This window comes from Streptomyces sp. NPDC048461, from assembly GCF_055587105.1.
On record NZ_JBVJGW010000003.1, the window covers coordinates 61,747 to 85,639 of the forward strand.

At 72.5% G+C, this 23,893-nt stretch carries 17 protein-coding genes; 10 read left to right on the forward strand and 7 right to left on the reverse strand.

Going from position 1 to position 23,893, the window contains the following annotated elements; genetic code table 11:
* Nucleotides 1–73: 73 nt before the first annotated feature.
* From ACZ6S8_RS05905 to ACZ6S8_RS05915, 3 genes are all read left to right on the forward strand, one after another.
* On the forward strand, nucleotides 74–3,061 hold the full coding sequence (locus ACZ6S8_RS05905; RefSeq protein WP_469452881.1) for a bifunctional [glutamine synthetase] adenylyltransferase/[glutamine synthetase]-adenylyl-L-tyrosine phosphorylase: 2,988 nt from the start codon (nucleotides 74–76) through the stop codon (nucleotides 3,059–3,061).
* Nucleotides 3,062–3,396: 335 nt separating this feature from the next.
* Nucleotides 3,397–4,272, forward strand: coding sequence for a helix-turn-helix domain-containing protein (locus tag ACZ6S8_RS05910; RefSeq protein WP_469452883.1), 876 nt, complete (start codon nucleotides 3,397–3,399; stop codon nucleotides 4,270–4,272).
* Nucleotides 4,269–4,535 (forward strand): DUF397 domain-containing protein, encoded by a 267-nt coding sequence (locus ACZ6S8_RS05915; RefSeq protein WP_469452885.1) that lies wholly within the window; start codon nucleotides 4,269–4,271, stop codon nucleotides 4,533–4,535. Before ACZ6S8_RS05910 ends, ACZ6S8_RS05915 begins: the two co-directional genes overlap by 4 nt.
* 47 nt (nucleotides 4,536–4,582) lie before the next feature.
* Here ACZ6S8_RS05915 and ACZ6S8_RS05920 read toward each other — a convergent pair whose 3' ends face one another.
* Entirely contained in the window at nucleotides 4,583–6,364 is a 1,782-nt protein-coding gene (locus ACZ6S8_RS05920; protein WP_469452887.1) for an NlpC/P60 family protein, read from the reverse strand.
* Between the two features lie 203 nt (nucleotides 6,365–6,567).
* Nucleotides 6,568–8,442, reverse strand: a complete 1,875-nt coding sequence (locus ACZ6S8_RS05925) for a serine/threonine-protein kinase (protein WP_469452889.1) — start codon at nucleotides 8,440–8,442, stop codon at nucleotides 6,568–6,570.
* A 160-nt stretch (nucleotides 8,443–8,602) separates the two neighbouring features.
* Here ACZ6S8_RS05925 and ACZ6S8_RS05930 point away from each other — a divergent pair, with 160 nt between their 5' ends.
* Nucleotides 8,603–9,019, forward strand: a complete 417-nt coding sequence (locus tag ACZ6S8_RS05930; protein WP_469452890.1) for a hypothetical protein — start codon at nucleotides 8,603–8,605, stop codon at nucleotides 9,017–9,019.
* Here the strand turns inward: ACZ6S8_RS05930 and ACZ6S8_RS05935 are convergent.
* Nucleotides 9,016–9,672, reverse strand: a complete 657-nt coding sequence (locus ACZ6S8_RS05935; RefSeq protein WP_469452892.1) for a TetR/AcrR family transcriptional regulator — start codon at nucleotides 9,670–9,672, stop codon at nucleotides 9,016–9,018. The genes ACZ6S8_RS05930 and ACZ6S8_RS05935 overlap by 4 nt on opposite strands.
* A gap of 121 nt (nucleotides 9,673–9,793) precedes the next feature.
* On the opposite strand from ACZ6S8_RS05935, the gene ACZ6S8_RS05940 reads away from it, so the two are divergent.
* The 3 genes from ACZ6S8_RS05940 to ACZ6S8_RS05950 all read left to right on the forward strand — a co-directional run bounded on the left by ACZ6S8_RS05940 (nucleotide 9,794) and on the right by ACZ6S8_RS05950 (nucleotide 15,318).
* Nucleotides 9,794–11,464, forward strand: a complete 1,671-nt coding sequence (locus ACZ6S8_RS05940) for an APC family permease (RefSeq protein WP_469452894.1) — start codon at nucleotides 9,794–9,796, stop codon at nucleotides 11,462–11,464.
* Nucleotides 11,386–12,984 (forward strand): amidohydrolase, encoded by a 1,599-nt coding sequence (locus ACZ6S8_RS05945; RefSeq protein WP_469452896.1) that lies wholly within the window; start codon nucleotides 11,386–11,388, stop codon nucleotides 12,982–12,984. The genes ACZ6S8_RS05940 and ACZ6S8_RS05945 overlap by 79 nt, the downstream gene beginning before the upstream one ends.
* Nucleotides 12,985–13,248: 264 nt before the next feature.
* Nucleotides 13,249–15,318, forward strand: coding sequence for a phosphocholine-specific phospholipase C (locus ACZ6S8_RS05950; RefSeq protein WP_469452897.1), 2,070 nt, complete (start codon nucleotides 13,249–13,251; stop codon nucleotides 15,316–15,318).
* 63 nt (nucleotides 15,319–15,381) lie between these two features.
* Here the strand turns inward: ACZ6S8_RS05950 and ACZ6S8_RS05955 are convergent, their stop codons facing one another.
* The 3 genes from ACZ6S8_RS05955 to ACZ6S8_RS05965 form a co-directional block, all read right to left on the reverse strand.
* Entirely contained in the window at nucleotides 15,382–16,275 is an 894-nt protein-coding gene (locus tag ACZ6S8_RS05955; protein ID WP_469452899.1) for a phosphatase PAP2 family protein, read from the reverse strand.
* Between the two features lie 92 nt (nucleotides 16,276–16,367).
* Complete coding sequence (locus ACZ6S8_RS05960; protein ID WP_386532328.1) at nucleotides 16,368–17,399, reverse strand: LacI family DNA-binding transcriptional regulator; 1,032 nt, start codon at nucleotides 17,397–17,399, stop codon at nucleotides 16,368–16,370.
* Between the two features lie 25 nt (nucleotides 17,400–17,424).
* Nucleotides 17,425–19,086: a glycoside hydrolase family 13 protein gene (locus ACZ6S8_RS05965; protein WP_469452901.1), complete on the reverse strand. Its 1,662-nt coding sequence runs from the start codon at nucleotides 19,084–19,086 to the stop codon at nucleotides 17,425–17,427.
* A 222-nt stretch (nucleotides 19,087–19,308) separates the two neighbouring features.
* Here ACZ6S8_RS05965 and ACZ6S8_RS05970 point away from each other — a divergent pair, with 222 nt between their 5' ends.
* Complete coding sequence (locus ACZ6S8_RS05970; protein ID WP_469452903.1) at nucleotides 19,309–20,589, forward strand: extracellular solute-binding protein; 1,281 nt, start codon at nucleotides 19,309–19,311, stop codon at nucleotides 20,587–20,589.
* Here ACZ6S8_RS05970 and ACZ6S8_RS05975 read toward each other — a convergent pair.
* Entirely contained in the window at nucleotides 20,573–21,829 is a 1,257-nt protein-coding gene (locus ACZ6S8_RS05975) for an RNA-guided endonuclease InsQ/TnpB family protein (RefSeq protein WP_469453553.1), read from the reverse strand. The two genes, ACZ6S8_RS05970 and ACZ6S8_RS05975, sit on opposite strands and share 17 nt — an antisense overlap.
* Before the next feature lie 142 nt (nucleotides 21,830–21,971).
* Between ACZ6S8_RS05975 and ACZ6S8_RS05980 the strand changes: the two genes are divergently transcribed.
* A complete protein-coding gene (locus ACZ6S8_RS05980; protein WP_469452905.1) occupies nucleotides 21,972–23,012 on the forward strand; it encodes a carbohydrate ABC transporter permease in 1,041 nt (346 codons plus the stop codon).
* Nucleotides 23,013–23,014: 2 nt separating this feature from the next.
* Complete coding sequence (locus ACZ6S8_RS05985; protein ID WP_267720775.1) at nucleotides 23,015–23,854, forward strand: sugar ABC transporter permease; 840 nt, start codon at nucleotides 23,015–23,017, stop codon at nucleotides 23,852–23,854.
* The last annotated feature ends 39 nt before the right edge of the window (nucleotides 23,855–23,893 follow it).

Here is a 23,893-nt window from a genome sequence, read left to right on the forward strand (position 1 = left end):
GCTCCCCCCAGGGACAACCGGCACGACAGGGCACGCCAGGGCAGTGGCGGCGACGACCGCGGGAGGCCACGGGATGACAGTCCCGGGACGCAGGAGCAGCACCTTCATCCGGCTGCTGCGCAGCGGTTTCACCGACCCCTCCACCGCGGCCCGGCTCCTCGACGCCGACGCGCTGGCCTCCGTACGGACCGATCCGGTCCTCCTCGACGCCCTCGGCGCGACCGCCGACCCCGATCTCGCGCTCCTCGGGCTGGTCCGGCTCGCGGAGGCGCAGACCGGGGAGGACCGCCCCGTCCTCCTCGACACCCTCGTCAGCGCCAAGCCGCTCCGCGACCGCCTCCTCGGCGTGCTCGGCGCCTCCGAGGCGCTCGGCGACCACCTCGCCCGCCACCCCCGCGACTGGCGCTCCCTCGTCACCTACGAGGCCGCCGACCTGCACCCCGGGCTCCCCGAGTTCGAGAAGGGGCTGGCCGACGCCCACGACCCCGTCCAGCTGCGCGTCTCCTACCGCCGCTGCCTGCTGTCCATCGCCGCCCGCGACGTCTGCGGCACCACCGACGTCGCCCAGACCGCCGCCGAGCTCGCCGACCTCGCCACCGCCACCCTCCGCGCGGCCCTGCGGATCGCCTCCGCGGCCGCCCCCGAGGACGCGGCCCGGTGCCGGCTCGCCGTCATCGCGATGGGCAAGTGCGGCGGCAACGAGCTCAACTACGTCTCCGACGTCGACGTGATCTTCGTCGGGGACAGCGCCGACGGCGGCGACGAGGGCAAAGCCGTCCAGGCCGCCACCCGCCTGGCCTCCCACCTCATGCGGATCTGCTCCGAGACCACCGTCGAGGGCACCATCTGGCCCGTCGACGCCAACCTCCGCCCCGAGGGCAGAAACGGTCCGCTCGTCCGGACGCTCGCCTCCCACCTCGCCTACTACCAGCGCTGGGCCAAGACCTGGGAGTTCCAGGCCCTCCTCAAGGCCCGCGCCGTCGCGGGCGACGAGGCGCTCGGCGCCGAGTACATCGAGGCCATAAGCCCCCTCGTCTGGCAGGCCGCCGAGCGCGAGAACTTCGTCCCCGACGTCCAGAAGATGCGCCGCCGCGTCGTCGACAACATCCCCGCCGCCCAGGTCGACCGCGAGCTCAAGCTCGGCCCGGGCGGGCTGCGCGACGTCGAGTTCGCCGTCCAGCTGCTCCAGCTCGTGCACGGCCGCAGCGACGCCACCCTGCACTCCGGCTCCACCCTCGACGCCCTGCACGCCCTCGCCGCCGGCGGCTACGTCGGCCGCGCCGACGCCGCCCAGCTCAACGACGCGTACCGCTTCCTGCGCGCCATGGAGCACCGCATCCAGCTCTACCGGCTGCGCCGCACGCACCTCGTCCCCGAGGACGAGGCCGACCTGCGCCGCCTCGGCCGCTCCATGGGCCTGCGCACGGAACCCGTCGCCGAGCTCAACAAGGCCTGGCGCCGGCACGCCTCCGTGGTCCGCCGCCTGCACGAGAAGCTGTTCTACCGGCCGCTCCTCGACGCCGTCGCCCAGCTCACCCCCGGCGAGACCCGGCTCTCCCCGCGCGCCGCCGGCCAGCGCCTCGAAGCCCTCGGGTACGCCGACCCCGTCGCGGCCCTGCGCCACCTGGAGGCCCTCGCCTCCGGCGTCACCCGCAAGGCCGCCATCCAGCGCACCCTGCTGCCCGTGATGCTCGGCTGGTTCGCCGACTCGGCCGATCCGGACGCGGGCCTGCTGAACTTCCGCAAGGTCTCCGACGCCCTCGGCAAGACCCCCTGGTACCTGCGGCTGCTGCGCGACGAGGGCGCCGCCGCCGAGAACCTCGCCCGCGTGCTGTCCGCCGGCCGGCTCGCCCCCGACCTGCTGCTGCGCGCCCCCGAGGCCGTCGCCCTGCTCGGCGACCCCGAGGGCCTCCAGCCCCGTACGCACGAGGCCCTGGAGCAGGAGGTGCTCGCCGCCGTCGGCCGGGCCGGGACCCCCGAGGGCGGGGTGGCCGCCGCCCGCGGGGTCCGCCGCCGCGAGCTGTTCCGCACCACGGCCGCCGACATCATCGGCTCGTACGGTACGGAGGACAACCCGGCCGAAGAGGACCACGGAGCCCTCGTCGACCGGGTCGGGGCCGCCGTCTCCGACCTGACGGCCGCGACCATCGCGGGCGCCCTGCGCGCCGCCGTCCAGGACCACTGGGGCGACACCCTCCCCACCCGCTTCGCCGTCATCGGCGTCGGCCGCTTCGGCGGCCACGAGCTCGGCTACGGCTCCGACGCCGACGTCCTGTTCGTGCACGAGCCCCGCGAGGGCGTCGACGAGCAGGAGGCCGCGAAGGCCGCCCAGACCGTCATCTCCGAGATGCGCAGGCTGCTCCAGCTGCCCACCGCCGACCCGCCGCTGCTCATCGACGCCGACCTGCGCCCCGAGGGCCGCTCCGGGCCGCTGGTCCGCACGATCGCCTCGTACGCCGCCTACTACCGCCGCTGGGCGCTGACCTGGGAGAGCCAGGCCCTGCTGCGCGCCCAGCCCGTGGCCGGCGACGAGGAGCTGGGCCGCCGCTTCATCGAGCTGATCGACCCGCTGCGCTACCCGGTGGAGGGCCTCGGGGAGGACGCCGTACGGGAGATCCGCCGGCTCAAGGCCCGCATGGAGTCGGAGCGCATGCCGCGCGGCGCCGACTCGACCCTGCACACCAAGCTCGGCCGCGGCGGCCTCAGCGACGTCGAGTGGACCGTCCAGCTGATCCAGATGCGGCACGCCTGGGCCGAACCGGGCCTGCGCACCACCCGCACCCGGGACGCCCTGGCCGCCGCCCACGCGGCCGGGCTGATCCCCACCGAGGAGGCGCAGATCCTCGACGAGGCCTGGGTGCTGGCCACCCGCGTCCGCAACGCCGTGATGCTGGTGCGCGGCCGCGCGGGGGACACCTTCCCCACCGAGGCCCGCGAACTGGGCGCGGTGGGCCGCTACCTGGGTTACGCCGAGGGCACGGCCGGCGAGATGCTGGACGACTACCGGCGCATCACCCGCCGTGCGCGGGCGGTCGTGGACGAGCTGTTCTACAGCGGCTGACGGGCGCCCCCGGGCGCCCGCGGGGGTCAGCCCGATGGCGGTGTGGACGGGGGCGCGCTCGGCGCCGACTCCCGGCCGGAGCCCCGGGCGAGGTTCGTTCACCCGACCGAGTGAGTGGGGCGGGGGTTTGGTTGGGAGAGGTCGTTTCCCGAGGTCGCTGAAAGGGTTTGACGTCGCGCCCGACCTCCGCTCAGGCCACCGGAACGCGGAAAGCCAGATCCGGTGAACAGGACCCCGGAGCAGGGGATTTCGGCCCGGTGTGACTTTCCGGTTCACCTGCTCCGGCGGCTTTGCGCGTGCGTAGTCTGAACGGAAACGAGGCCGTCCCCGGAGGTGTGGAAGTGGACCGTGCAGGCGTTTCCGATGAGTCCGGCGAGTCGAACGAGTCGAGCTGGGCCCTCGACCCGGAGGACGAGGCGGGAGCGGTGGTCGCCACCGTCGGACGCCAGCTGAAGATGTGGCGGGAGGCGGCCGGGCTCGACCGCACGCAGTTCGGAACGCGGATGGGATACGGATCCGACCTGATCTACAAGATCGAACGCGGAGCCCGCATTCCGCGCCCCGAGTTCCTGGACAAGGCGGACGACATCCTCGGAGCGGCCGGGAAGATCGCCGCCATGAAGGCCGACGTGGAACGGGCCCGCTATCCCAAGAAGGTCCGGGACCTGGCCAAGCTGGAATCCGACGCGGTCGAGCTGGGCGCGTACGGCAACCACAACCTGCACGGCCTGCTCCAGACCGAGGAATACGCGCGGGCGCTCTACGAGATCCGGCGACCGGCCTTTCCCCCGGACGTGGTGGAGCGGTACGTGGCGGCCCGGATGGCCCGCCAGGAGATGTTCCACCGGCAGCCGTCACCGGCCCTGACGTTCGTGCTGGAGCAGGCCATGCTGGAGCGGCCCATCGGTGGACGGGATCTGCTGCGACGGCAGTTGGGGCATCTGCTGGACCTGGGAAGGCTGCGTAACGTCGAGATCCAGGTGATGCCGACGGACTGTGAGGATCACGCCGGAATGGGTGGTCAGATTCAAGTGCTCAAGCTCAAGGGCGGTTCGACCATCGGGTACGTCGAGGCACAGCTGCTGAGCCGCCTGATCACGGACGCCAAGGACATCCAGATCCTCGAACTCCGGTATGGGATCATCCGTTCACAGGCCCTCAGCCCGCGGGAATCGAGGGCCGTCATCGAGAAACTGCTGGGGGAGACATGAGCATCAGGCCCTCGAACGGCGGCCGTTCCGCCCCGACCTGGGTGAAGAGCAGCTACAGCGCCAGCAACAGCAACGACTGCGTCGAAGTCGCCTGGGTGAAGAGCAGCTACAGCGCGAGCGACAGCAACGACTGCGTCGAGGTCGCGCTGCTGCCCGAGGCCGTCCTCGTACGGGACTCCAAGGACGTCGACGGCGGCCACCTGGCCGTGGCGCCCGCCGTATGGACCGGCTTCCTGGGGTACGCGGCCGCGTCGCGCGCGTAACGGGCGGCGGGAACGCCCCGCCGCCCGCCGCCCGCTGTCCGCGAGGGTCAGATGCGGTGGACCGTGTGGAGCTTCTTCGCGTACGTCCCCGTGCCGTCGAGCAGGGACGCGCCGCCGAGGTCGGACATGGTGGGGCCGTGGCCGGTCTTGCGGCTGGAGAGGAAGCGGCGCTTTCCGGCGGTGTCCACGCCGAGGTAGATCCCCACGTGGTCGACGGTGACGGTCGTCGTGTCGTCGCCCGAGTCGGCGTTGAACAGGAGCAGGTCGCCGGGCTGGAGCTGCTGCGCGGCGGGCGGGTTCGTGCCGTCCGTCCGGTCGATCCGTACGCCGGGGGCGTGGTCGGCCATGTGGCGGGACGTGCGCGGGAGCCGGGTGCCGGTGGTGTCCTCGCCCGCGGCGAGGGGGATGCCCATGTGGTAGCCGTAGACCATGCGCGTGTAGCCCGAGCAGTCCAGGTTGCCGACCTGCTTCGAGGACGGGCCCGTGTAGGTGCCGTCGGGGAAGGTCCAGCCCAGGTTCATGTACTCGTGGAAGTCCGCCCCCTCGTACCGGTGGCCCTGCGGGTCCAGGTGGCCGTACCCGGCCTCGCCCATGACCTGCTTGCCCGTCGCCGGGGCGGCGGCGGTCGTCACGGCGGGCGCTCCCGCGAGGAAAGCGGCCGCGTGGGCCAGGACGTCCGGGCTCGGGGAACCGGCCCAGCCACGGACGGTCTGCTCCAGGGCCGCGGTCCAGGTCCCGTCGAAGGGGGCGGGCAGGACGCGCACCCAGGTGCGGTGGGTGACCGTCGGCGGCCGCTGCCAGGTCGCGGCGTCCACCTGGAAGCGGCTCACCACCAGCGTGACGGGCAGGTTCGTGCAGCCCTGGTTGGCCAGTGCCCGCAGCCCCACCCGCCCCGTGGCGAAGGTGCCGTCCGTGACGTCCACCGCCCAGCCCGGGGGCTCGGGGGAGATGTCCGTACGCCAGGCCTTGACCTGGATGCGCGACCCTTCGCGGCGTACGCGGACCGTCCAGTCCGTGCCGGCCGGGACGCCGGTGGCGAGGGTGGTGGCCGGCGTCAACTGGGTGACGGTGTCCGCGACTTCCTTCTCCACGCGCAGTTCGACCGCGCCCGAGGTCAGGAAGGACAGCCGGGCCCGGTAGTTGTTGTGCGCGTCCTGGTGGCCGAAGGACAGGGCGTACGAACAGGCCTGCCCGGTGGGCACCTTGTCGAACTTCGCGACCGCGCGCACGTCGACGTCGGTGATCTCGTCGTCCCGGAGGGTGGCGTGACGGCTCGCGAAGTCGGTGGTGAGCGCGATGACGGCGCTGCCCGGCACCACCGAGTAGTCGGTGTCGGCCGGGCCCAGGGTGGACCAGCTGCCACCGGCGGGGGAGGTGCCCCAGTACGCGCGGTCCGCGACCGGGAGCGCCGCGTCGGGGAGGGTGCGCTGGAAGTCGTCGACGAAGGGCTGCTTGTTCTCGGTGAAGGTGCGCTCGGGGCCGGTGAGGACGACGGTGCGCGCGCCCTTCGTGAGGACGGCCATGCGCTGGGATCCGGAGGTGACCTCCAGGCGCTCCGGGGTGCCGGGCAGCACGTGCGTGGTGAAGGAACCGAGGGCGGTCCGGGTGAAGTACGCGGGGTCCAGCGGGCCGAGCGTGACGGAGGACCGGGGCGAGGTGAGGGACGCGGGCGCGGCTGCCGGCAGCGGCGTCGGCGCGGCCGGGAGGGACGGTCTCCGTGCCGGGGCCGCGGATCCGGGCGACGCCGCGGCGCTCAGGGTGCCGAGTGGGACGGAGGCCGCGGCGGTGGCCAGGGCGGCGAGGACGGTGCGTCGTGAGGCGGATGTCATGCCGCCATGATCGACTCCGGCCGTCCGGCGCGGCCAGCCGGTTTCCACCGGCGGGCCGTCGGGCCGGCTTCGGCCCGAACGGCGGGCGCTGTGGCGGCCCTTGACCGTCCCGCCCGCGGAGCGGATCAGTCGGCCGAGGAACACCGCGCCGCGCCGCGCCGCTCCGCGAGACCCGGGGACGCCGCGGCGAGGTGGTTCTCGGGTCAGCCCTGGCTCGTCCAGCGTTGTGAGGCCTGGCCACCGCAGTTCGCCGTGACCAGGCCGCTGCTCATGCCCAGGTCGAGGCAGCCGCCGCCGAGGCCGCTCACCAGGGCGCCGCCCGCGCCCGAACGCCACAGCCGGCCGATGTCCTGGGCGCAGTCGCCGACGAACACGGCCTGGTTCAGCCCGTTCGAGTACAGGCACTGCCCGGTCTGGGCGTTCACCAGCTTGAAGGAGCCGCCCGAGGTGCCCTTCACGGTCCAGCGCGCGGTGGAGTCCGAGCAGCTGCCGTGGTCCGAGGAGCCGAAGACCTGGGTGATGCAGCGGCCGTTGTTGCCGTTGCGGTAGCTGTGGGTGCCGGACGCGGGGGGCGGGGCGGTGGTTGGCTTCGCGCCGCCGCCGCTGGGCTTGGGTGCCGGGGCGCTGGCGGGCGGGGGGTTGCCGCCGTCCGGCGGGGTACCGGGGTTGCCGGAGTTCCCCCCGGCCCCGTTGCCGCCTCCGGCGTTCCCCGCGCCGGTGCCCGTACCGCCGGCGGCGCCACCGGCGGCCGGGGGCTGGGCGCCGCCCGCCCCCTGGCCGGGGTCCGGTACGAGTGCTCCGGGCCGGTCCCCGGCCGGGGACTGACCCGGGGGAACCGTGCCCGAGGGGCCCGCGCCGGTGGTGGCAGCGGCCGGGTCGGCGGGGGCCGGGACCGAGGCGGCCGGGGTGCCCTGCGGCCCGGCCCGCAGGTCGGTGGTGTGCGGGAGGTACTGGAGGGCGAGCGTCGTGCCGCCCGCGACCACGACGACCGGTACGACGGCCAGGAACACGCGGGTACGGCGGCGGCGCCGGCGCTCCGGCCGCTCCCCGGCGGCCACGGGCCCGGCCGCCGCCCCGGGAACGGGCGCGGGCCCCGGGACGGCGGCTGCTGCCGCCTCCGGCGCCCCCGCGGCCAGCGGGAGCGTCGGTACGTCGACCTCCTGCACCTCCGCGGCGAACGCGGCCCGCTCCGACAGCCGCCCGGTGATCGCGGCCGGCCACAGCGGGGTGGCGAACGGGCCCAGCCGTGAGGCCCGTTCCAGCAGATCCGCGGCGGTGGGGCGGCCGTCGGGGTCCTTGTCGAGGCAGGTCGCGACGAGGCCGGCCAGCTCCGGGTCCAGCTCGCGCAGCGGCTCCAGGTCGGGTTCCTCGTGGACGATCCGGTACAGCACGCCGTGCCCCGACTCGTCGCCGAACGGCGGCCGGCCGCAGGCCGCGTACGCGAGGACCGAACCCAGCGCGAACACGTCGGTGGCGCCGCTCAGCCCCCGCTTGCCCGAGGCCTGCTCCGGGGCCATGTACGCGGGCGTGCCCACGACCATGCCGGTCCGGGTCAGTTTGCTCTGCTCGGCGACCCGGGCGACGCCGAAGTCGATCAGGGTGAGCCCGTCGAGGGTCAGCATGACGTTGGACGGCTTCAGGTCCCGGTGCACCATGTCCAGCGCGTGCACCGCCGCCAGGCTCGCCGCGGCCTCCCGCAGCAGCAGCCACAGGGAGTGGGCGGGCAGCGGGCCGCGGTGCAGCTCGACGGCCTCGGTCAGGGTGAGCCCGGGGACGTACGCGGTGGCGAACCACGGCGGCCGGGCCGTGCGGTCGCCGGCGAGCAGCGGCGCCGTCGTCCCCTCGGGCAGGCGGGCCAGATTGTCCAGCTCGTGCCCGAAGCGGCGCACGAAGTCCTCGTCCTCGCCGACGACCGAGGCCAGCAGCTGCTTGACGGCGACGTACCGGCCGTCCTGGACGCCGAGGTACACCCGCCCCATGCCGCCGGCCCCGAGCCGGCCCGCCAGGGGGATCGGCCCGATCCGGCGGGGATCCCCCGCCTCCAGCGGCCGGGCCCCGCTCCCCGTCAGCTCCAACACGTCAGCCCCGTCAGCATCGGAAACAGTCTCCAGGAACCTACCCGATGGCTCCGGCGGCAACGAGGCCCGTCCACAACGGACTTGGGCGCGGACACGTGGCGCGCACCGTGTGGGGCGGGGGCCGGTGCACCGCCCGTCCGGGGGGGGCTAGGCTCCGGCCATGACTGCTGAGTGGTACGTCCTCATCGAGGAGGACACCCGTGAGACGCGAGCCGCCGACGGCGTCAAGATGCACCTGCACCGGTGGCAGCTGGTGGCCAGGCATCCCGTCGGCGCTTCGCAGGAGCAGGCCCTCGCCGTGGCCGAGGACGCCGCCCTGCACTACCTGCCGGCCCTCCTGGCCCGCCGTGCCCGCCCGGGCGACACCCCGGCGCGCAGCGTCTACGTCACCCCCGACGGGGCGCGGCTGGTCTGGCTGCGGCAGCGCGACCGCGAGTGCCACATCCGTGTGACCGCTGCCCGCCTCGTGCACACCCAGGAGGAGACGCAGGCCCCGCCGAAGACCCTCAAGGAGAAGGTCCGCCACGCCCTGGACGGCCCGGAGCCCTCGGGTCCCGCCTGGGCCCCCAGGACCTAGGCGGCCCCTTCCCGGCCGGCAGCCGAACCGGCCTCGCCGTCGCCGTCGCTGTCGCCGTCGCCCAGCAGGGTGCGCGCGTACGTGAGGAAGCCGGTCAGGGCCAGGTCGAAGGCGGCGTCCGCGCGCCCGGGGCCGCCCGCGGCCAGGGCTTCGGCCAGCAGCGGGGTCCGGGCGGTCGGCTCCCACATGGTCTCGGGGGCGGCGAGGTCGAGCGCCGAGCCCAGGACCAGGTTCTCCAGGCCCGTGAGCAGCGGCATGACCCGTTCCACGGGGAATCCGGCCGCCAGCAGCAGCTCCACCGCGCGCTCGTAGTGCGCGAGCACCCGGGGGGCCCGTACGGGTGTGGTCATCAGCAGCGGGATCGCCCGGGGGTAGGCGGCGAACGCGGACCGGTAGGAACGCGCCCACTCCTCCAGCGCGCGGTCCCAGGGGCCCCCGGCGAGGGCCTCGCCGGCGATCCCCTCGCTGACCAGCTCGCGCACCAGCTCCACGACGCCCGCCCGGCCGTCCACGTGGTGATACAGCGAAGCGGTCTGTACGCCGAGCGCCCGGGCGATCTGCGGGACGCTGAACTCCCCGTGCTCCGCGACCAGTTGCAGGGCGGTCGCGGCGATCCGCTCCCGGTCGAGGAGGGGGGTGCGCGGCCGTGCCATCGATTTCTCCCACCGTCAGGTCTTCCCGTACGCCGAAACCGGAGGCTACATTGCCGCAAACCGAAAGCCTTTAGGTTTTCGCCCCCCTGTCGCCTGCCGTTCGCAGAAGGGTGCATTCCGCATGCCTGAAACGCCAGAGCCATCCGCACCCGCCGCGCCATCCGCACCCGCCGCGCTCCCCGCACCCGCACCCGCAGCCGGGACCGGGACCGGGGCCGGAGCCCTCCGGAAGGGCGCCCTCGGCACCGCCGACATCTCCTTCTTCGTCGTCTCCGCCGCCGCCCCGCTCACCGTCATGGCCGGCGTCGCCCCCGTCGCGATCCTCCTCGGCGGCGTCGGCGCCCCCGCCGGTTACCTCCTGGCCGGCCTCACCCTCGCCGTCTTCGCCGTCGGCTTCACCACCATGAGCCGTCACGTCCGCAGCGGCGGCGCCTTCTACGCCTTCATCACCCGCGGCCTCGGCAAGCGCGTCGGCATCGGCGCCGCCCTGCTCGCCCTCGTCGGCTACAACGGCATGGAGATCGGCGTCTACGGCCTCCTCGGCACCACCACCGCCGACACCGCCCACGCCCTGTGGGGCCTCGACGTCCCGTGGCTGCCGGTCTCCCTCGCCGGCCTCCTGCTCGTCTGGTACGGCGGCCACCGCTCCATCGACTTCGGCGCCAAGCTGCTCGGACTGCTGCTCGTCGCCGAGACCGGGATACTCGTCCTCCTCGCCGCCGGAGTGCTCGCCGAGGGCGGCGCCCACGGCCTGTCCGCCGGCTCCTTCGCCCCCGGCGCCGTCCTCGTGCCCGGCACCGCCGCCGTCCTGGCCTTCGCGTTCGCCGCCTTCACCGGCTTCGAGTCGACCGTCATCTACCGCCGCGAGGCCCGCGACCCCGACCGCACGGTCCCGCGCGCCACCTACATCGCCGTGGCCTTCCTCGGCCTCTTCTACGCCTTCATCGTGTGGACCGTCATCCAGGCCTTCGGCGCGGAGGAGGTGGTCGCCGCCGCCGCGGAGGACCCCGGCGGCCTTTTCTTCGCCGCCATCACCACCTACGTCGGCCCCTGGGCGGCGGACCTGATGCACGTCTTCATCGTCACCAGCGTCATCGCCTCCCTCCTCGCCTTCCACAACGCCATCAACCGCTACGCGCTCGCCCTCTCCGAGGAGGGCGTCCTGCCCGCCGCCCTCGGCCGCGTGCACCCCCGCCACGGCTCCCCGTACCTCGCGGGCCTCGTCCAGACCGTCCTCGGCGCGGTCGTCGTCCTCGCCTTCGCCCTCGCCGGGGCCGACCCGTACCAGCAACTGCTGCTCTGGGTGAACACCCCGGGCATGATCGCCCTCATGGCACTGATGCTGCTCGCCGCCATCGCCGTACCCGTCTACTTCCGGCGGACCCCCCACGACGAGGGCCCCTGGCGGACGGTCGTCGCGCCCGTCACGGCCGCCGTCCTGCTGGCCGCGGCGATCTTCCTCGTCGTCTCCAAGGTCGGCCTGTTCACCGCCGCCTCCACCACCGTCAACACCGTCCTCGTCACCCTGGTCCCGGCCGTCTTCCTCGCCGGCCTCGCCCTCGCCCGGCGGCTGGAGTCCCGCCGCCCCGAGGTGTACGACCGCTTCGCCGCGGAACCCGAAACGGAACCCGAAGCGGAAGCGGGAGCGGGAGCTGAAACCGAACCCGCCGCCGCCCCCGCACCCGCCCCCGCCCCCGTCCAAGGAGAAACGCCGTGCCCGCTGCCGACACCGTCCTCACCGGAGCCCGTGTCCGCACCCTCGACCCCGACCGCCCCGAAGCCCGCGCGGTAGCCGTCCGCGACGGCGTGATCGCGGCCGTCGGCGACGAGGCCGACGTACGCGACTGGCTCGGCCCCGGCACCGAGGTGCTCGACCTCCACGGCGCCACCCTCACCCCCGGCCTCACCGACGCCCACAGCCACCCCGTCTGGGGCATCGAGATGGCCGGCGGCACCGACCTCTCCGCCGTCCGCGACCCCGACCAGCTGCGGGCCGCCCTGCGCGCCGCCGACCGGGGCCCCGGCGGCTGGGTCACCGGTCACGGACTCGACCACAACGCCTTCGGCGGACGCCCCGTCGACCGGGCGCTGATCGAGGACGCCCTCGCCGGAGCACCCGCCTTCCTGCGCCTCTACGACGGCCACTCCGCCCTCGTCTCCGGCGCCGCCCTGGCGGCCGCCGGCATCACCGGCCCCCGCACCTTCGCCCAGCGCTCCGAGATCGTCTGCGACGCCGACGGCCGCCCCACCGGCCACCTCGTCGAGCACGCCGCGGTGGACCTCGTCGGCAACCTCGTCCCCAAGCCCTCGTACGGCGAGCGCCGCACCCGCCTCGTCGAGCTGCTCGGCTCCATGGCCGCCACCGGCCTCACCGGCGCGCACGTCATGGACCTCGGCGACGGCGACGTACCGGCCCTCCTCGCCACCGTCGAGTACGAGGGCGACCTGCCGCTGCGCCTCAACCTCGCCCCCTGGTGCATGCCCGGCGCGGACGAGGACGGCCTGGCGGAACTGATCGCCCTCCAGGGCACCGGCGGCCGCCACTGGCGGATCGGCGGCGTGAAGTTCTTCATGGACGGCACCGTCGAGGGCGGCACCGCCTGGCTGGAGCACGCCGACTGCCACGGCCAGGGCACCGAAGCCTTCTGGCCCGACCCCGACGCCTACGCCCGCGCCGTACGGGTCCTGGACGCGGCCGGCGTCCGCACCGCGACCCACGCCATCGGCGACGCCGCCGTCCGGCACGTCCTGGACACCGTGGCCGGCCTGGGCGCACCGGCCCGGATGCGGCACCGGATCGAGCACATCGAGACGGTCCCCGACGACCAGCTGGCACGGTTCGCGGAACTCGGCGTGATCGCCTCCATGCAGCCGCCGCACACCGCCTACACCCGGGCCGACCACACCGACGAGTGGTCGAAGCGGCTGGGGAAGGAACGGGCCTCGCACGCCTGGCGCTGCCGCGACCTGCGGGACGCCGGCGCGGTCCTCGCGCTCGGCTCGGACTGGCCCATCGCCCACTACGACGCCCGGCAGATCCTGGCGACCGCCCGCAGCCCCCTCGGCGCGGCCTCCGCGGGCCCCGCCCTGACCGGGCTCATGGCGCTGGAGGGACTGACCTCGCACGCCGCGCTCGCGGCGGGGGAGCAGCAGGTGGCGGGCCGGATCGCGCCCGGCTACCGGGCCGACCTGACGGCCTTCGCCCTCGACCCGGTCACCGCCGGGGCGGACGAACTGGCCGAGGCCCCGGTACGCCTCACGATGTCCGGAGGCCGCACCACCCACCGCGACCAGGGGTCCTCCGGCTCGTGACCGGGGGGGCAGGCCTCTCCGCCAGGCCTGTCCGCGCCGGGCCAGGCCGGCCCGGCGCCGGCGGCCACCGTCGGCCCCGGCCCTCCCGCACCGGGCGGCCGGCCGCGGCGAGTCCGGGGCGCCGGTGTCCTCTCCACCGGAGTCCGACTGCCGTTCGCCTGGTGTACCCGCTGCCGTCACACCCGGCTCCCTCTCCGGTACTCCGGACCCGCTGTTCTTGGGGAAGGTCAAGCACCCTCGAACAAAGCAGAGGTCCCTCTCGCCATGGCAGAACTCAACCGCCGCCGTTTTCTCCAGCTCACCGGCGGAGCCGCCGCCCTGAGCATGCTGGGCGAGAGCATCGCGCGCGCCGCCGCCATCCCCGCGCAGGGGACGACCGGAACCATCGCCGATGTCGAGCACATCGTGGTCCTGATGCAGGAGAATCGTTCCTTCGATCACTACTACGGCGCGCTGCGCGGCGTCCGCGGCTTCGGCGACCCGCGCCCCGTGACCCTGCCCAGCGGCAAGTCGGTCTGGCACCAGGCGGACAACGCAGGCAAGGAGACGCTGCCCTTCCGCCCGCCGTCCGACGACCTCGGCATGGAGTTCCTCCAGGGCCTCAACCACGACTGGGCCGGAGGCCAGAGCGCCTTCAACAAGGGCAAGTACGACAATTGGGTGCCCGCCAAGTCGCCGGCCACCATGGCCCACCTGACGCGCGAGGACATCCCCTTCCACTACGCCCTCGCCGACGCGTTCACCGTCTGCGACGCCTACCACTGCTCGTTCATCGGCTCGACCGATCCCAACCGGTACTACCTCTGGTCGGGCCACACCGGCAACGACGGCAAGGGCGGCGGCCCGGTCCTCAACAACGCCGAGGCCGGCTACGGCTGGACCACCTACCCCGAGCGCCTGGAGGCGGCCGGGATCTCCTGGAAGGTCTACCAGGACATCGGCGACGGCCTGAACGCGGCCGGATCCTGGGGCTGGATCGACGACGCCTACCGCGGCAACTACGGAGACAACTCGCTCCTCTACTTCAACAACTACCGCAGTGCCCAGCCCGGCGACCCGCTCCACGACAAGGCCCGCACCGGAACCGACGCCAAGGCCGGCGAGGGCTACTTCGACCGGCTGCGCGCGGACGTCGCCGCCGGCACCCTGCCCCAGGTCTCCTGGATCGCCGCCCCCGAGGCCTTCAGCGAGCACTCGAACTGGCCCTCGAACTACGGCGCGTGGTACATCGCGCAGGTGCTGGACGCGCTGACCTCCAACCCGGACGTCTGGGCCCGCACCGCGCTGTTCATCACCTACGACGAGAACGACGGCTTCTTCGACCACGTGGTCCCGCCGTACGCCCCGGCCGACGCCGGCCAGGGCCTGTCGACCGTGCCGACCGCGCTCGACGTCTTCCCCGGCAAGGCCGGCTACGTCGCCGGACCCTACGGGCTGGGCCCGCGCGTTCCCATGCTCGTCGTCTCGCCGTGGAGCACCGGCGGCTACTCCTGCTCCGAGACCTTCGACCACACCTCCGTCGTCCGCTTCATGGAGCAGCGCTTCGGTGTGCACGAGCCCAACATCTCGCCCTGGCGCCGCGCCGTCTGCGGTGACCTGACCTCGGCCTTCGACTTCGCGCGCAAGGACACCGCCACCGTGTCACTGCCCGACACCGGCGCCTGGCAGCCGCAGGACCGGGAGCGCCACCCCGACTTCCGGGCCACCCCGCCGGCCGTGGCGAGCATGCCGCGCCAGGAGAAGGGCGTGTGCCGTACCCGCCCGCTGGGCTACGCCCCGTACGTGGACGGCGCGGCACTCACCGCCGCGGGAACGTTCCGGCTGACCTTCAGCGGCGGACCGGACCTGGGCGCGCAGTTCTACGTCACCTCGGGCAACCGTACGGATGCCCCCTGGACCTACACCACCGAGGCCGGCAAGTCGATCTCGGACACCTGGAACACGCGCTACTCGGCCGGTGTCACCGACCTGACCGTCCACGGCCCCAACGGCTTCCTGCGCGGCTTCCGCAACCCCGGCACCACCCCCGGCCCCGAGGTGACCGCACGCCACAACGCCACGACCGGCAACCTCGACCTCACCCTCGGTAACGCCGGGGTGTCGGCGGTGACGCTCACGATCACCAACGCCTACGGCGGCGGGCCCAAGCGCCTCACCGTCGCCAAGGGCGCCACCGTCACCCACAGCGTCTCCCTGAAGAACACGAAGCGCTGGTACGACGTGACGGTCACCGCATCCGAGGTCGCGGACTTCGGCCGCCGCTTCGCCGGCAAGGTCGAAACCGGCGCGGCCGGCCAGTCCGACCCGGCGATCCTCACGGAGCGGTCCTCCTGACACGCGCGCCCGCCCCCCGGATTCCTCCCGGGGGCGGGCGCACGCGTGGTCCGGAGGCCCTGCTCAGGCGCGGGCGCGGAAGCGGTTCAGCAGCGCCGCCGCCGCCGGGTGCCGGTCGGTGTGCTCGGGGTGGCGGGGCAGCCGGTGCGGCATCGCGCCGTACCAGGACCGCGAGACGGCGTAGCCGAAGGCGAGGCAGATCATGCCGCCCACGGCGTCGAGCCAGAAGTGGTTGGCGGTGGCCACGATCACCACGAGCGTCGCCGTCGGGTAGAGCAGGCCCAGGATCCGGGCCCAGGGGGCGGAGGCGACCGCGAAGATCGTCAGCCCGCACCAGAGCGACCACCCTATGTGCATGGACGGCATCGCTGCGTACTGGTTCGACATGTGCTTGAGGTTCCCCGAGGCCATCGAGCCCCAGGTGTGGTGGACCAGCACGGTGTCGATGAAGTCCTGCCCGTTCATCAGGCGGGGCGGCGCGAGCGGGTAGAAGAAGTAGCCGACCAGGGCCACGCCCGTGGTGGCGAAGAGGACCAGGCGGGTGGCCGCGTACCGCCCGGGGTGGAAGCGGTAGATCCACACCAGCACGCCGATGGTCACCACGAAGTGCAGCGTCGCGTAGTAGTAGTTCATGCCCACGATCAGCCACGTCACCGAGTTCACGGCATGGTTGACGGTCTGCTCCACGGCGATGCCGAGGTCCCGCTCGACGTCCCAGATCCAGTCGGCGTTGGCGAGGGCCACGGCCTTCTGCTCGGGCACGGCGTTGCGGATCAGCGAGTACGTCCAGTAGCTGATCGCGATGAGCAGGATCTCGAACCAGATCCTGGGGCGGCGCGGGCTGCGCAGCCGCTCCAGCAGGGTGCGCTCGGGGACCGGACGGGCCTCGCTCCCGGCAGCGCTGGGCGCCGGGACATCCGTCCGGGTTTCCAGTGTCGTCACGCTCGCTTCACCCATGGGCCAAGAGTCTGCCAGATGCGCTCTCGCCTCCGATCATCCCTCGGGACGGTCTTCGGTGCGGCCGGTCCGCCCTGGGGACTACGACGCCCCTACGGCCTGCGGTGCTGCCCCGGACCGGAGGCCGTGGAACCGCGCACCACCAGTTCCGGGAGGAAGACGAATTCGCTGTGCGGGGCCGGCGTACCGCCGATCTCCTCCAGCAGCGTCCGCACCGCCGCCTGCCCCATCGCCAGCACGGGCTGCCGGATCGTGGTCAGCGGCGGATCGGTGAACGCTATGAGGGGGGAGTCGTCGAAACCGACCACCGAGACGTCCTGCGGCACCCGCAGCCCCTGCTGCCGGGCCGCCCGGATCGCGCCGAGCGCCATCATGTCGCTCGCGCACACCACCGCCGTGCAGCCGCGGGAGATCAGCGCGGCCGCGGCGGCCTGACCGCCCTCCAGCGTGTAGAGGGAGTGCTGGACCAGCTCCTCGACCTCTGCCTCGTCGAGCCCGAGGCGCTCCTTCATCCCGAGCCGGAAGCCCTCGATCTTGCGGAGCACCGGCACGAACCGCTTCGGCCCCACCGCCAGCCCGATCCGGGTGTGCCCGAGCGCGGCCAGGTGCGTCACCGCCAGCTGCATCGCGGCCCGGTCGTCGGGCGAGACGAAGGGGGCCCGCACCTTGTCGGAGAACCCGTTGATGAGGACGTACGGAACGCCCTGCCCGCGGAGTTGGTCGTAGCGGCCCATGTCGGCCGTGGTGTCGGCGTGCAGTCCCGACACGAAGATGATCCCGGAGACCCCCCGGTCGACCAGCATCTCGGTCAGCTCGTCCTCGGTGGACCCGCCGGGCGTCTGCGTGGCCAGCACCGGCGTGTACCCCTGCCGCGTCAGCGCCTGCCCGATGACCTGGGCGAGCGCCGGAAAGATGGGGTTGTCCAGCTCCGGAGTTATCAGGCCGACGAGCCCCGCGCTGCGCTGGCGCAGCCGTACGGGCCGTTCGTAGCCGAGGACGTCGAGCGCGGCCAGCACGGACTCGCGGGTGCCTGCGGCCACACCGGGCTTGCCGTTGAGCACGCGGCTGACTGTGGCTTCGCTGACCCCCGCCTGGGCTGCGATGTCGGCTAGCCGTGCGGTCACGGGATTGGACTGTACCGGTCGCACGTCACATTGCCCACCAGGTGCACGAGTCCGGGGGCAGCACGACCGTACGGCCGTCCGTACGCACCGGAGAGCTGGAGAGCACGGGCCGCCCGGGCGCCGGGAGCTCGACCGGAACGGGCCGGCTGTTGAGGGTGCAGACGAAGCCGGGCCGCGTGAACAGCAGCACCCCCTCGGGCGCGGACTGCCACCGCATCCCGGTGGCCGGGCCGTCCCACTCCTCGCCGGGCCCGGACCGCCCGCCCTCCGGCGCCCCCAGCCCCGGCAGGGCCCGGCGCAGCTCCAGGGCCGCGCGGTACAGCTCCAGCGTGGAGTGCGGGTCGCCGGTCTGGGCGGCGACGCTGAGCGCGCCCCACCCGGCGGGCTGCGGCAGCCAGCTCCCGGCCGGCCCGAAACCGTACGGGGGCTGCGTACCGGACCACGGGATCGGCACCCGGCAGCCGTCGCGGAGCCCGTCCTGCCCGGCGCCGCGCTGGAAGGCCGGGTCCCGGCGGGCGGCGTCCGGCAGGTCGACGACCTCGGGCAGCCCCAGCTCCTCGCCCTGGTAGACGTACGCCGAACCCGGCAGCGCCAGCATCAGCAGCGCGGCCGCACGCGCCCGCGCCAGACCCTGCGCCCCGCCCCCGTACCGCGTCACGTGCCGCACCACGTCGTGATTGGACAGCACCCACGTCGTCGGCGCGCCCACCGAGGCGGTGGCGGCCAGGGACTCGTCGATGACGGTGCGCATCGCGGCGGTATCCCACGGGCAGTTCAGGAAACGGAAGTTGAAGGCCTGGTGGAGCTCGTCGGGCCGGACGTACAGGGCGAGCCGCTCGGAGGTCGGCGCCCACGCCTCGGCGACCCCGATGCGGTCGCCCGCGTACGAGTCCAGCAGCCGGCGCCAGGAGCGGTGGATCTCGTGGACCCCGTCCTGGTCGAAGAAGGGGAGCGGCTCGGTGCCGATCAGGGTGGCCTGGGCGCCGCGGCCGATGTCGGGCAGGCCGGGGGCCTTCACCATGCCGTGGGCCACGTCCACGCGGAAGCCGTCGACGCCGAGGTCGAGCCAGAACCGCAGGACGGAGGCGAACTCGGCGGGGACCTCCGGATGCGCCCAGTCCAGGTCCGGCTGCTCGGGGGCGAAAAGGTGCAGGTACCACTCCCCGTCCGCGACCCGGGTCCAGGCGGGCCCGCCGAACACGGACTCCCAGTCGTTCGGGGGCTCGGAGCCGTCCGCCCCCCGCCCGGGGCGGAAGAGGTACCGGGCGCGGGCGGCCCGGTCCCCGGCGAGGGCGGCCCGGAACCACGGGTGCTCCTCGGAGGTGTGGTTCGGCACCACGTCCACGATGACCCGCAGGCCGAGCGCGTGCGCGCCCCGGACGAGGTCGTCGGCGTCGGCGAGGTCCCCGAAGAGCGGGTCCACCTCCCGGTAGTCGGCGACGTCGTATCCGCCGTCGGCCTGGGGGGAGACGTAGAAGGGGGTGAGCCACACGGCGTCGACCCCGAGCCGGGCCAGGTGCGGGAGGCGCTCACGCACCCCGCGCAGGTCCCCGACGCCGTCGCCGCCGCTGTCGGCGAAGGACCGGACGTACACCTGGTAGATGACGGCATCGCGCCACCAGCCGCCGCGCACGTCGGCGTTGCTGGAAGCGCTTGCAAGCGGGACGGCCGTCAGCTCGTGGGTCATATCGGGGTCAACGCGTACACGTGCCCCCTGGTTGCGGGCCCGGGAGGTCGAAGGTCACTCGAACTAACAGCAAGCTGCGGCAACCGTACGGACACACGGATGTAACGATCACCTCGTCTTGCAGAAAATTTCCGCAAGCTCTTTCGGACTTCTTGCGGGCTTGTTACGTTCCTGGCAACTCGGGACCGCGAGGATGCGGCCGGGATCATCGAAGGAGTTCATATGCGGCGTGGCATAGCGGCCACCGCGCTGGTCGCGGCCTTGGCACTCGCGGCGACGGCTTGCGGTGGGGACGCATCGGACGGCAAGAACGCCTCCGGCGACAACGCGGGCGGGGAGCTCTCCGGCACGGTCACGTGGTGGGACACCTCGAACGACGCCGAGAAGGCCAGCTTCCAGAAGATCGCCGAGGCGTTCACGGCGAAGCACCCCAAGGTCACCGTCAAGTACGTCAACGTCCCGTACGGCGACGCGCAGAACAAGGTCAAGAACGCTTTCAGCAGCGGCTCCGACGCCCCCGACGTGATCCGCGCCGATGTCGGCTGGGTCGCCGACTTCGCCTCCCTCCAGTACCTGGACGAGGTCCCGGCCGAGACCGTCAAGAAGGTCGACGCCGAGTTCCTGCCGGCCGCCGCGGCCAGCGGCAAGTACGAGGGCAAGACCTACGCCGTGCCGCAGGTCATCGACACCCTCGGCCTCTTCTACAACAAGAAGATGCTCGCCGACGCCGGCGTCCAGCCCCCCACCACGCTGGAAGAGGTCAAGACCGCCGCCGCCGCCATCAAGGCCAAGACCGGCAAGGCCGGCCTCTACCTGCGCGGCGACGACTCCTACTGGTTCCTCCCGCTGATCTACGGCGAGGGCGGCGACCTGGTCGACGCCAAGAACAAGACGGTCACGGTCGACAACGCGGCGGGCGTCAAGGCGTTCAAGACCGCGCGCGACCTGGTCTCCTCCGGGGCGGCGCTCACCAACGCCACCGACGGCTGGACCAACATGCAGACCGCCTTCAAGTCCGGGGAGGTCGCGATGATGATCAACGGCCCCTGGGCCGTCGCCGACACCTACGCGGGCGACCAGTTCAAGGACAAGGCCAACCTCGGCGTCGCCCCGGTCCCGGCCGGCTCGGTCAAGGCGGGCTCCCCGCAGGGCGGCCACGACCTCGCGGTCTACGCCGGCTCCAAGAACACCGCCGCCGCGCACGCCTTCGTGGACTACATGACCTCCCAGGAGGTCCAGGTCCAGTCCGCCAAGGAGCTGAGCCTGCTCCCCACCCGCACGGCCGCCTACGAGCAGGCGGACGTCAAGGGCAGCGAGATGGTCCAGTTCTTCAAGCCGGCCGTCGACAAGGCCGTCGAGCGTGCCTGGATCCCGGAGAACGGCTCCCTCTTCGAGCCGCTGAAGGTCGAGTACACCAAGGCGATCACCGGGGCCTCGACCCCGGAGGAAGCGGCCAAGACGGCCGGCGCCGAGTTCCGCAAGATCCTCAAGGGCTGGAATTGACGTACCCCCCGGCCGCTCTGCGGCCGGGGATTCCGGGTGCGGCCGGGTGGCCGACGCGGTGGCTTCCTGTTTCACCGCGCTGTGCCGGGATCACTCCCGGTCCTACCGGCGCTCCGCAGGCGTTTAGCCTGTCCGCCCGCCCGGCGGCCAGGGTGTTGATCGCGGCGTTCTCGTCGCGGTCGTGGGCCGCCCCGCACCGGGGGCAGGTCCAGTGGCGAACATGAAGGGGTTTGGGTCCGTCGTGATGACCGCACGCCGAGCACACTTGGGACGTAGGCACGAAGCGGCCGATCGTTCCGAAGTGCCTGCCGTGCTTGGCGGCCTTGTACTCCAGCATGGACAGGAACGCGGCCCAGCCGGCGTCGTGGACGGACTTGGCCAGCCTCGTCCGGGCGAGAGCGGAAACCGCGAGGTCCTCCACATACACCGCTTGGTTGTCGCGGATGATGCGGGTGGAGACCTTGTGGTGCCAGTCCCGGCGCCGGTCGGTGACCCGGGCGTGCTGCCGGGCGAGCCCGATGCGGGCTCTCGCGTGGTTCTTCGACCCCTTGGTCTTTCGCGAAAGACTTCGCTGCGAACGCCGCAGTTTCTTCTCCGCGCGGCGAAGGAACTGCGGAGAGGAAACCCTGGTGCCGTCGGAGAGCACGGCGAAGGAGGTCAGCCCGAGATCGAGGCCGACTTCGGTGCCCGCCACAGGGAGGAGTTCAGGTTCGGTGTCCACCACGAAACTGGCGAAGTACCGCCCGGCGGAATCTCTGATCACGGTGAGGGACGTGGGTGCCGCGGGCAGCGATCTGGACCACCTCACCTTCAGGTCTCCGACCTTGGCCACGTAGAGCCGGCTGTCGTCGGTGAGCGAGAAGGCGTTGCGGGTCAGTCGGATCGACTGCCGGGAATCCTTTCCGGACTTGTACCGGGGCGGAGACACCTTCCGGCCTTTCGATGTGCTCCTGGCCGACGCGAAGAAGTTCGCGAACGCGGTGTCCAGGTCCCGCAAGGACTGTTGGAGCGCCACCGCGGAAACATCGGCGAGCCAGGATCGTTCCGGGGTGCGTTTCGCCCGGGTGATGTACTGCTTGGAGAGGTCCGCCGACTTCACGTAGGGAAGTCCGGCCTCGTGCGCGGTGTTGCGGGCGCGAAGGCAGTCGTTCCATACGACCCGGGCGCAGCCGAAAGCCTGGGCCAGCGCATTGCGCTGCAGGCGGTTCGGATATACCCGGAAGTTGTAACGGAGCTTCACGTGGGCGACCTTATGCCGTCGGAATGTCCCATTCTTCAAAAGATTCGGAACGGGTCGAAATCGACCACTTCAGATGTATTCACGATGAGACAGGGACGCGATGTGTTCAACTCGCAGCTGACGCGAAGGCAGGCCGGCTGATATGGCTGCTCACACCAGCCAGTCGGTGGCGACGGCCGCGGGCGACGACGTCGAGGACAACGACGCCGCCCGCGGCCTGAGCCGCAGGACTGACAGCCCGAACAGGACCGGCGGCAAGGGCGGGCTGCGGCGCGCCCTCGCCACCCACTGGTACGCCTGGGCGATGGTCACCCCGGTGGTGCTCGTGCTCGGCGTGATCATCGGCTGGCCGCTGGTCCGCGGCGTCTACCTGTCGCTGACCGACGCCAACGAGCGCAACGTCTCCCGCACGATCGGCGTCCGCCACATCGAGGCGACGTACGAGTTCGTCGGACTCGACAACTACGCGGCCGTGCTCAGCGACCCGGTGTTCCTGCAGCGGCTGGTGTGGACGGTGGTGTGGACCGTCGCCTGCGTGTCCATCACCTTCACGCTCGGCCTGGCCCTGGCCAACATGCTCAACCGGGACTTCAGGGGACGCGCCGCCTACCGGATGGCGCTCATCCTGCCCTGGGCGGTGCCCGGCTTCGTCTCCGTGTTCGCCTGGCGGTTCCTCTTCAACCGCGACAACGGCATCCTCAACAAGATCCTCGACGGCGGGGGCATCTCCGCCGTCCCGTGGCTCGACGACCCGACCTGGGCCAAGTTCGCGGTCATCACCGTCAACGTCTGGCTCGGCGTCCCCTTCATGATGGTCGCCCTGCTCGGCGGGCTGCAGTCCATCCCCGGCGAGCTCTACGAGGCCGCCGAGATGGACGGCGCCAGCGCCTGGCAGCGGTTCCGGCACATCACGCTGCCCGGACTGCGCGCCGTGAGCATGACCGTGATCCTGCTCTCCACCATCTGGACCTTCAACATGTTCCCGGTGATCTTCCTGCTCACCCGGGGCGGACCCGGCGACTCCACCGAGATCCTGGTCACCCAGGCCTTCCGCGAGGCCTTCATCACCAGCCCGCGCGACTTCGCCGCCTCCGCGACGTGGGGCGTGCTGATCCTGGCCCTGCTCATGATCTTCGCGCTGGTCTACCGGCGCTCGCTGCGCAAGCAGGGAGAGGTGTGGTGACCATGACCACCCGCACTCGGGGCCGCCGCGCCCCGCTCGCCTCCGTCGGCCTGCACGCGACGCTGCTCGTCGCGTCCGTCGTCGCCGTCTTCCCGGTCCTGTGGATCCTGCTGACCTCGCTCAAGCCGGCGCAGCACGCGATCACCACGGACTTCGTCAAGGAACCGACGCTCGGCAACTACACGTACCTGCTGGAGTCGAGCCACTTCCTCAGCTGGTTCGCGAACTCCGTCCTGGTCGCCGGCGTCACCACGGTCCTCGGCGTGTTCATCGCCGCCACGACCGGCTACGCGGTCAGCCGCTTCAAGTTCCCCGGAATGAAGCCGCTGATGTGGACCCTGCTCATCACGCAGATGTTCCCGATGGCCATCCTGATCGTCCCGCTCTACAACCTGATGGGCGACCTCGGGCTGCTCAACCAGCCCGTCGGCCTGATCATCACCTATCTCACCATCGCCGTGCCGTTCTGCGCCTGGATGATGAAGGGCTTCTTCGACACGATCCCGATCGAGATCGACGAGTCCGGCCGCGTCGACGGCCTCAACCCCTTCGGCACCTTCTGGCGGCTGATCCTGCCGCTGGCCAAGCCGGGCCTCGCCGTCACCGGCTTCTACGCCTTCATCACCGCCTGGGGCGAGGTCGCGTACGCCTCCGCCTTCATGGTCGGCGAGGAGAACCTCACCCTGGCCGGCGGCCTGCAGACCTTCGTCACCCAGTACACCTCCAACTGGGGAGCCATGAGCGCCGCATCGGTCCTCATCGCGATCCCCGCGGCGATCTTCTTCGTCTTCGCCCAGCGTCACCTCGTCGCCGGGATGACGGCAGGCGCCACCAAGGGCTGACCACCCGCCTGCCCCCGCATCACCGGCCCGATCTCTTCA

Excerpts from the sequence above, each read along its gene's own strand:
- ACZ6S8_RS05905 (WP_469452881.1), top strand. The coding sequence starts at position 74 with ATGACAGTCCCGGGACGCAGGAGCAGCACCTTCATCCGGCTGCTGCGC.
- ACZ6S8_RS05915 (WP_469452885.1), top strand. The coding sequence starts at position 4,269 with ATGAGCATCAGGCCCTCGAACGGCGGCCGTTCCGCCCCGACCTGGGTG.
- ACZ6S8_RS05920 (WP_469452887.1), bottom strand. The coding sequence starts at position 6,364 with ATGACATCCGCCTCACGACGCACCGTCCTCGCCGCCCTGGCCACCGCC.
- ACZ6S8_RS05930 (WP_469452890.1), top strand. The coding sequence starts at position 8,603 with ATGACTGCTGAGTGGTACGTCCTCATCGAGGAGGACACCCGTGAGACG.
- ACZ6S8_RS05935 (WP_469452892.1), bottom strand. The coding sequence starts at position 9,672 with ATGGCACGGCCGCGCACCCCCCTCCTCGACCGGGAGCGGATCGCCGCG.
- ACZ6S8_RS05940 (WP_469452894.1), top strand. The coding sequence starts at position 9,794 with ATGCCTGAAACGCCAGAGCCATCCGCACCCGCCGCGCCATCCGCACCC.
- ACZ6S8_RS05950 (WP_469452897.1), top strand. The coding sequence starts at position 13,249 with ATGGCAGAACTCAACCGCCGCCGTTTTCTCCAGCTCACCGGCGGAGCC.
- ACZ6S8_RS05955 (WP_469452899.1), bottom strand. The coding sequence starts at position 16,275 with ATGGGTGAAGCGAGCGTGACGACACTGGAAACCCGGACGGATGTCCCG.
- ACZ6S8_RS05965 (WP_469452901.1), bottom strand. The coding sequence starts at position 19,086 with ATGACCCACGAGCTGACGGCCGTCCCGCTTGCAAGCGCTTCCAGCAAC.
- ACZ6S8_RS05970 (WP_469452903.1), top strand. The coding sequence starts at position 19,309 with ATGCGGCGTGGCATAGCGGCCACCGCGCTGGTCGCGGCCTTGGCACTC.
- ACZ6S8_RS05980 (WP_469452905.1), top strand. The coding sequence starts at position 21,972 with ATGGCTGCTCACACCAGCCAGTCGGTGGCGACGGCCGCGGGCGACGAC.
- ACZ6S8_RS05985 (WP_267720775.1), top strand. The coding sequence starts at position 23,015 with ATGACCACCCGCACTCGGGGCCGCCGCGCCCCGCTCGCCTCCGTCGGC.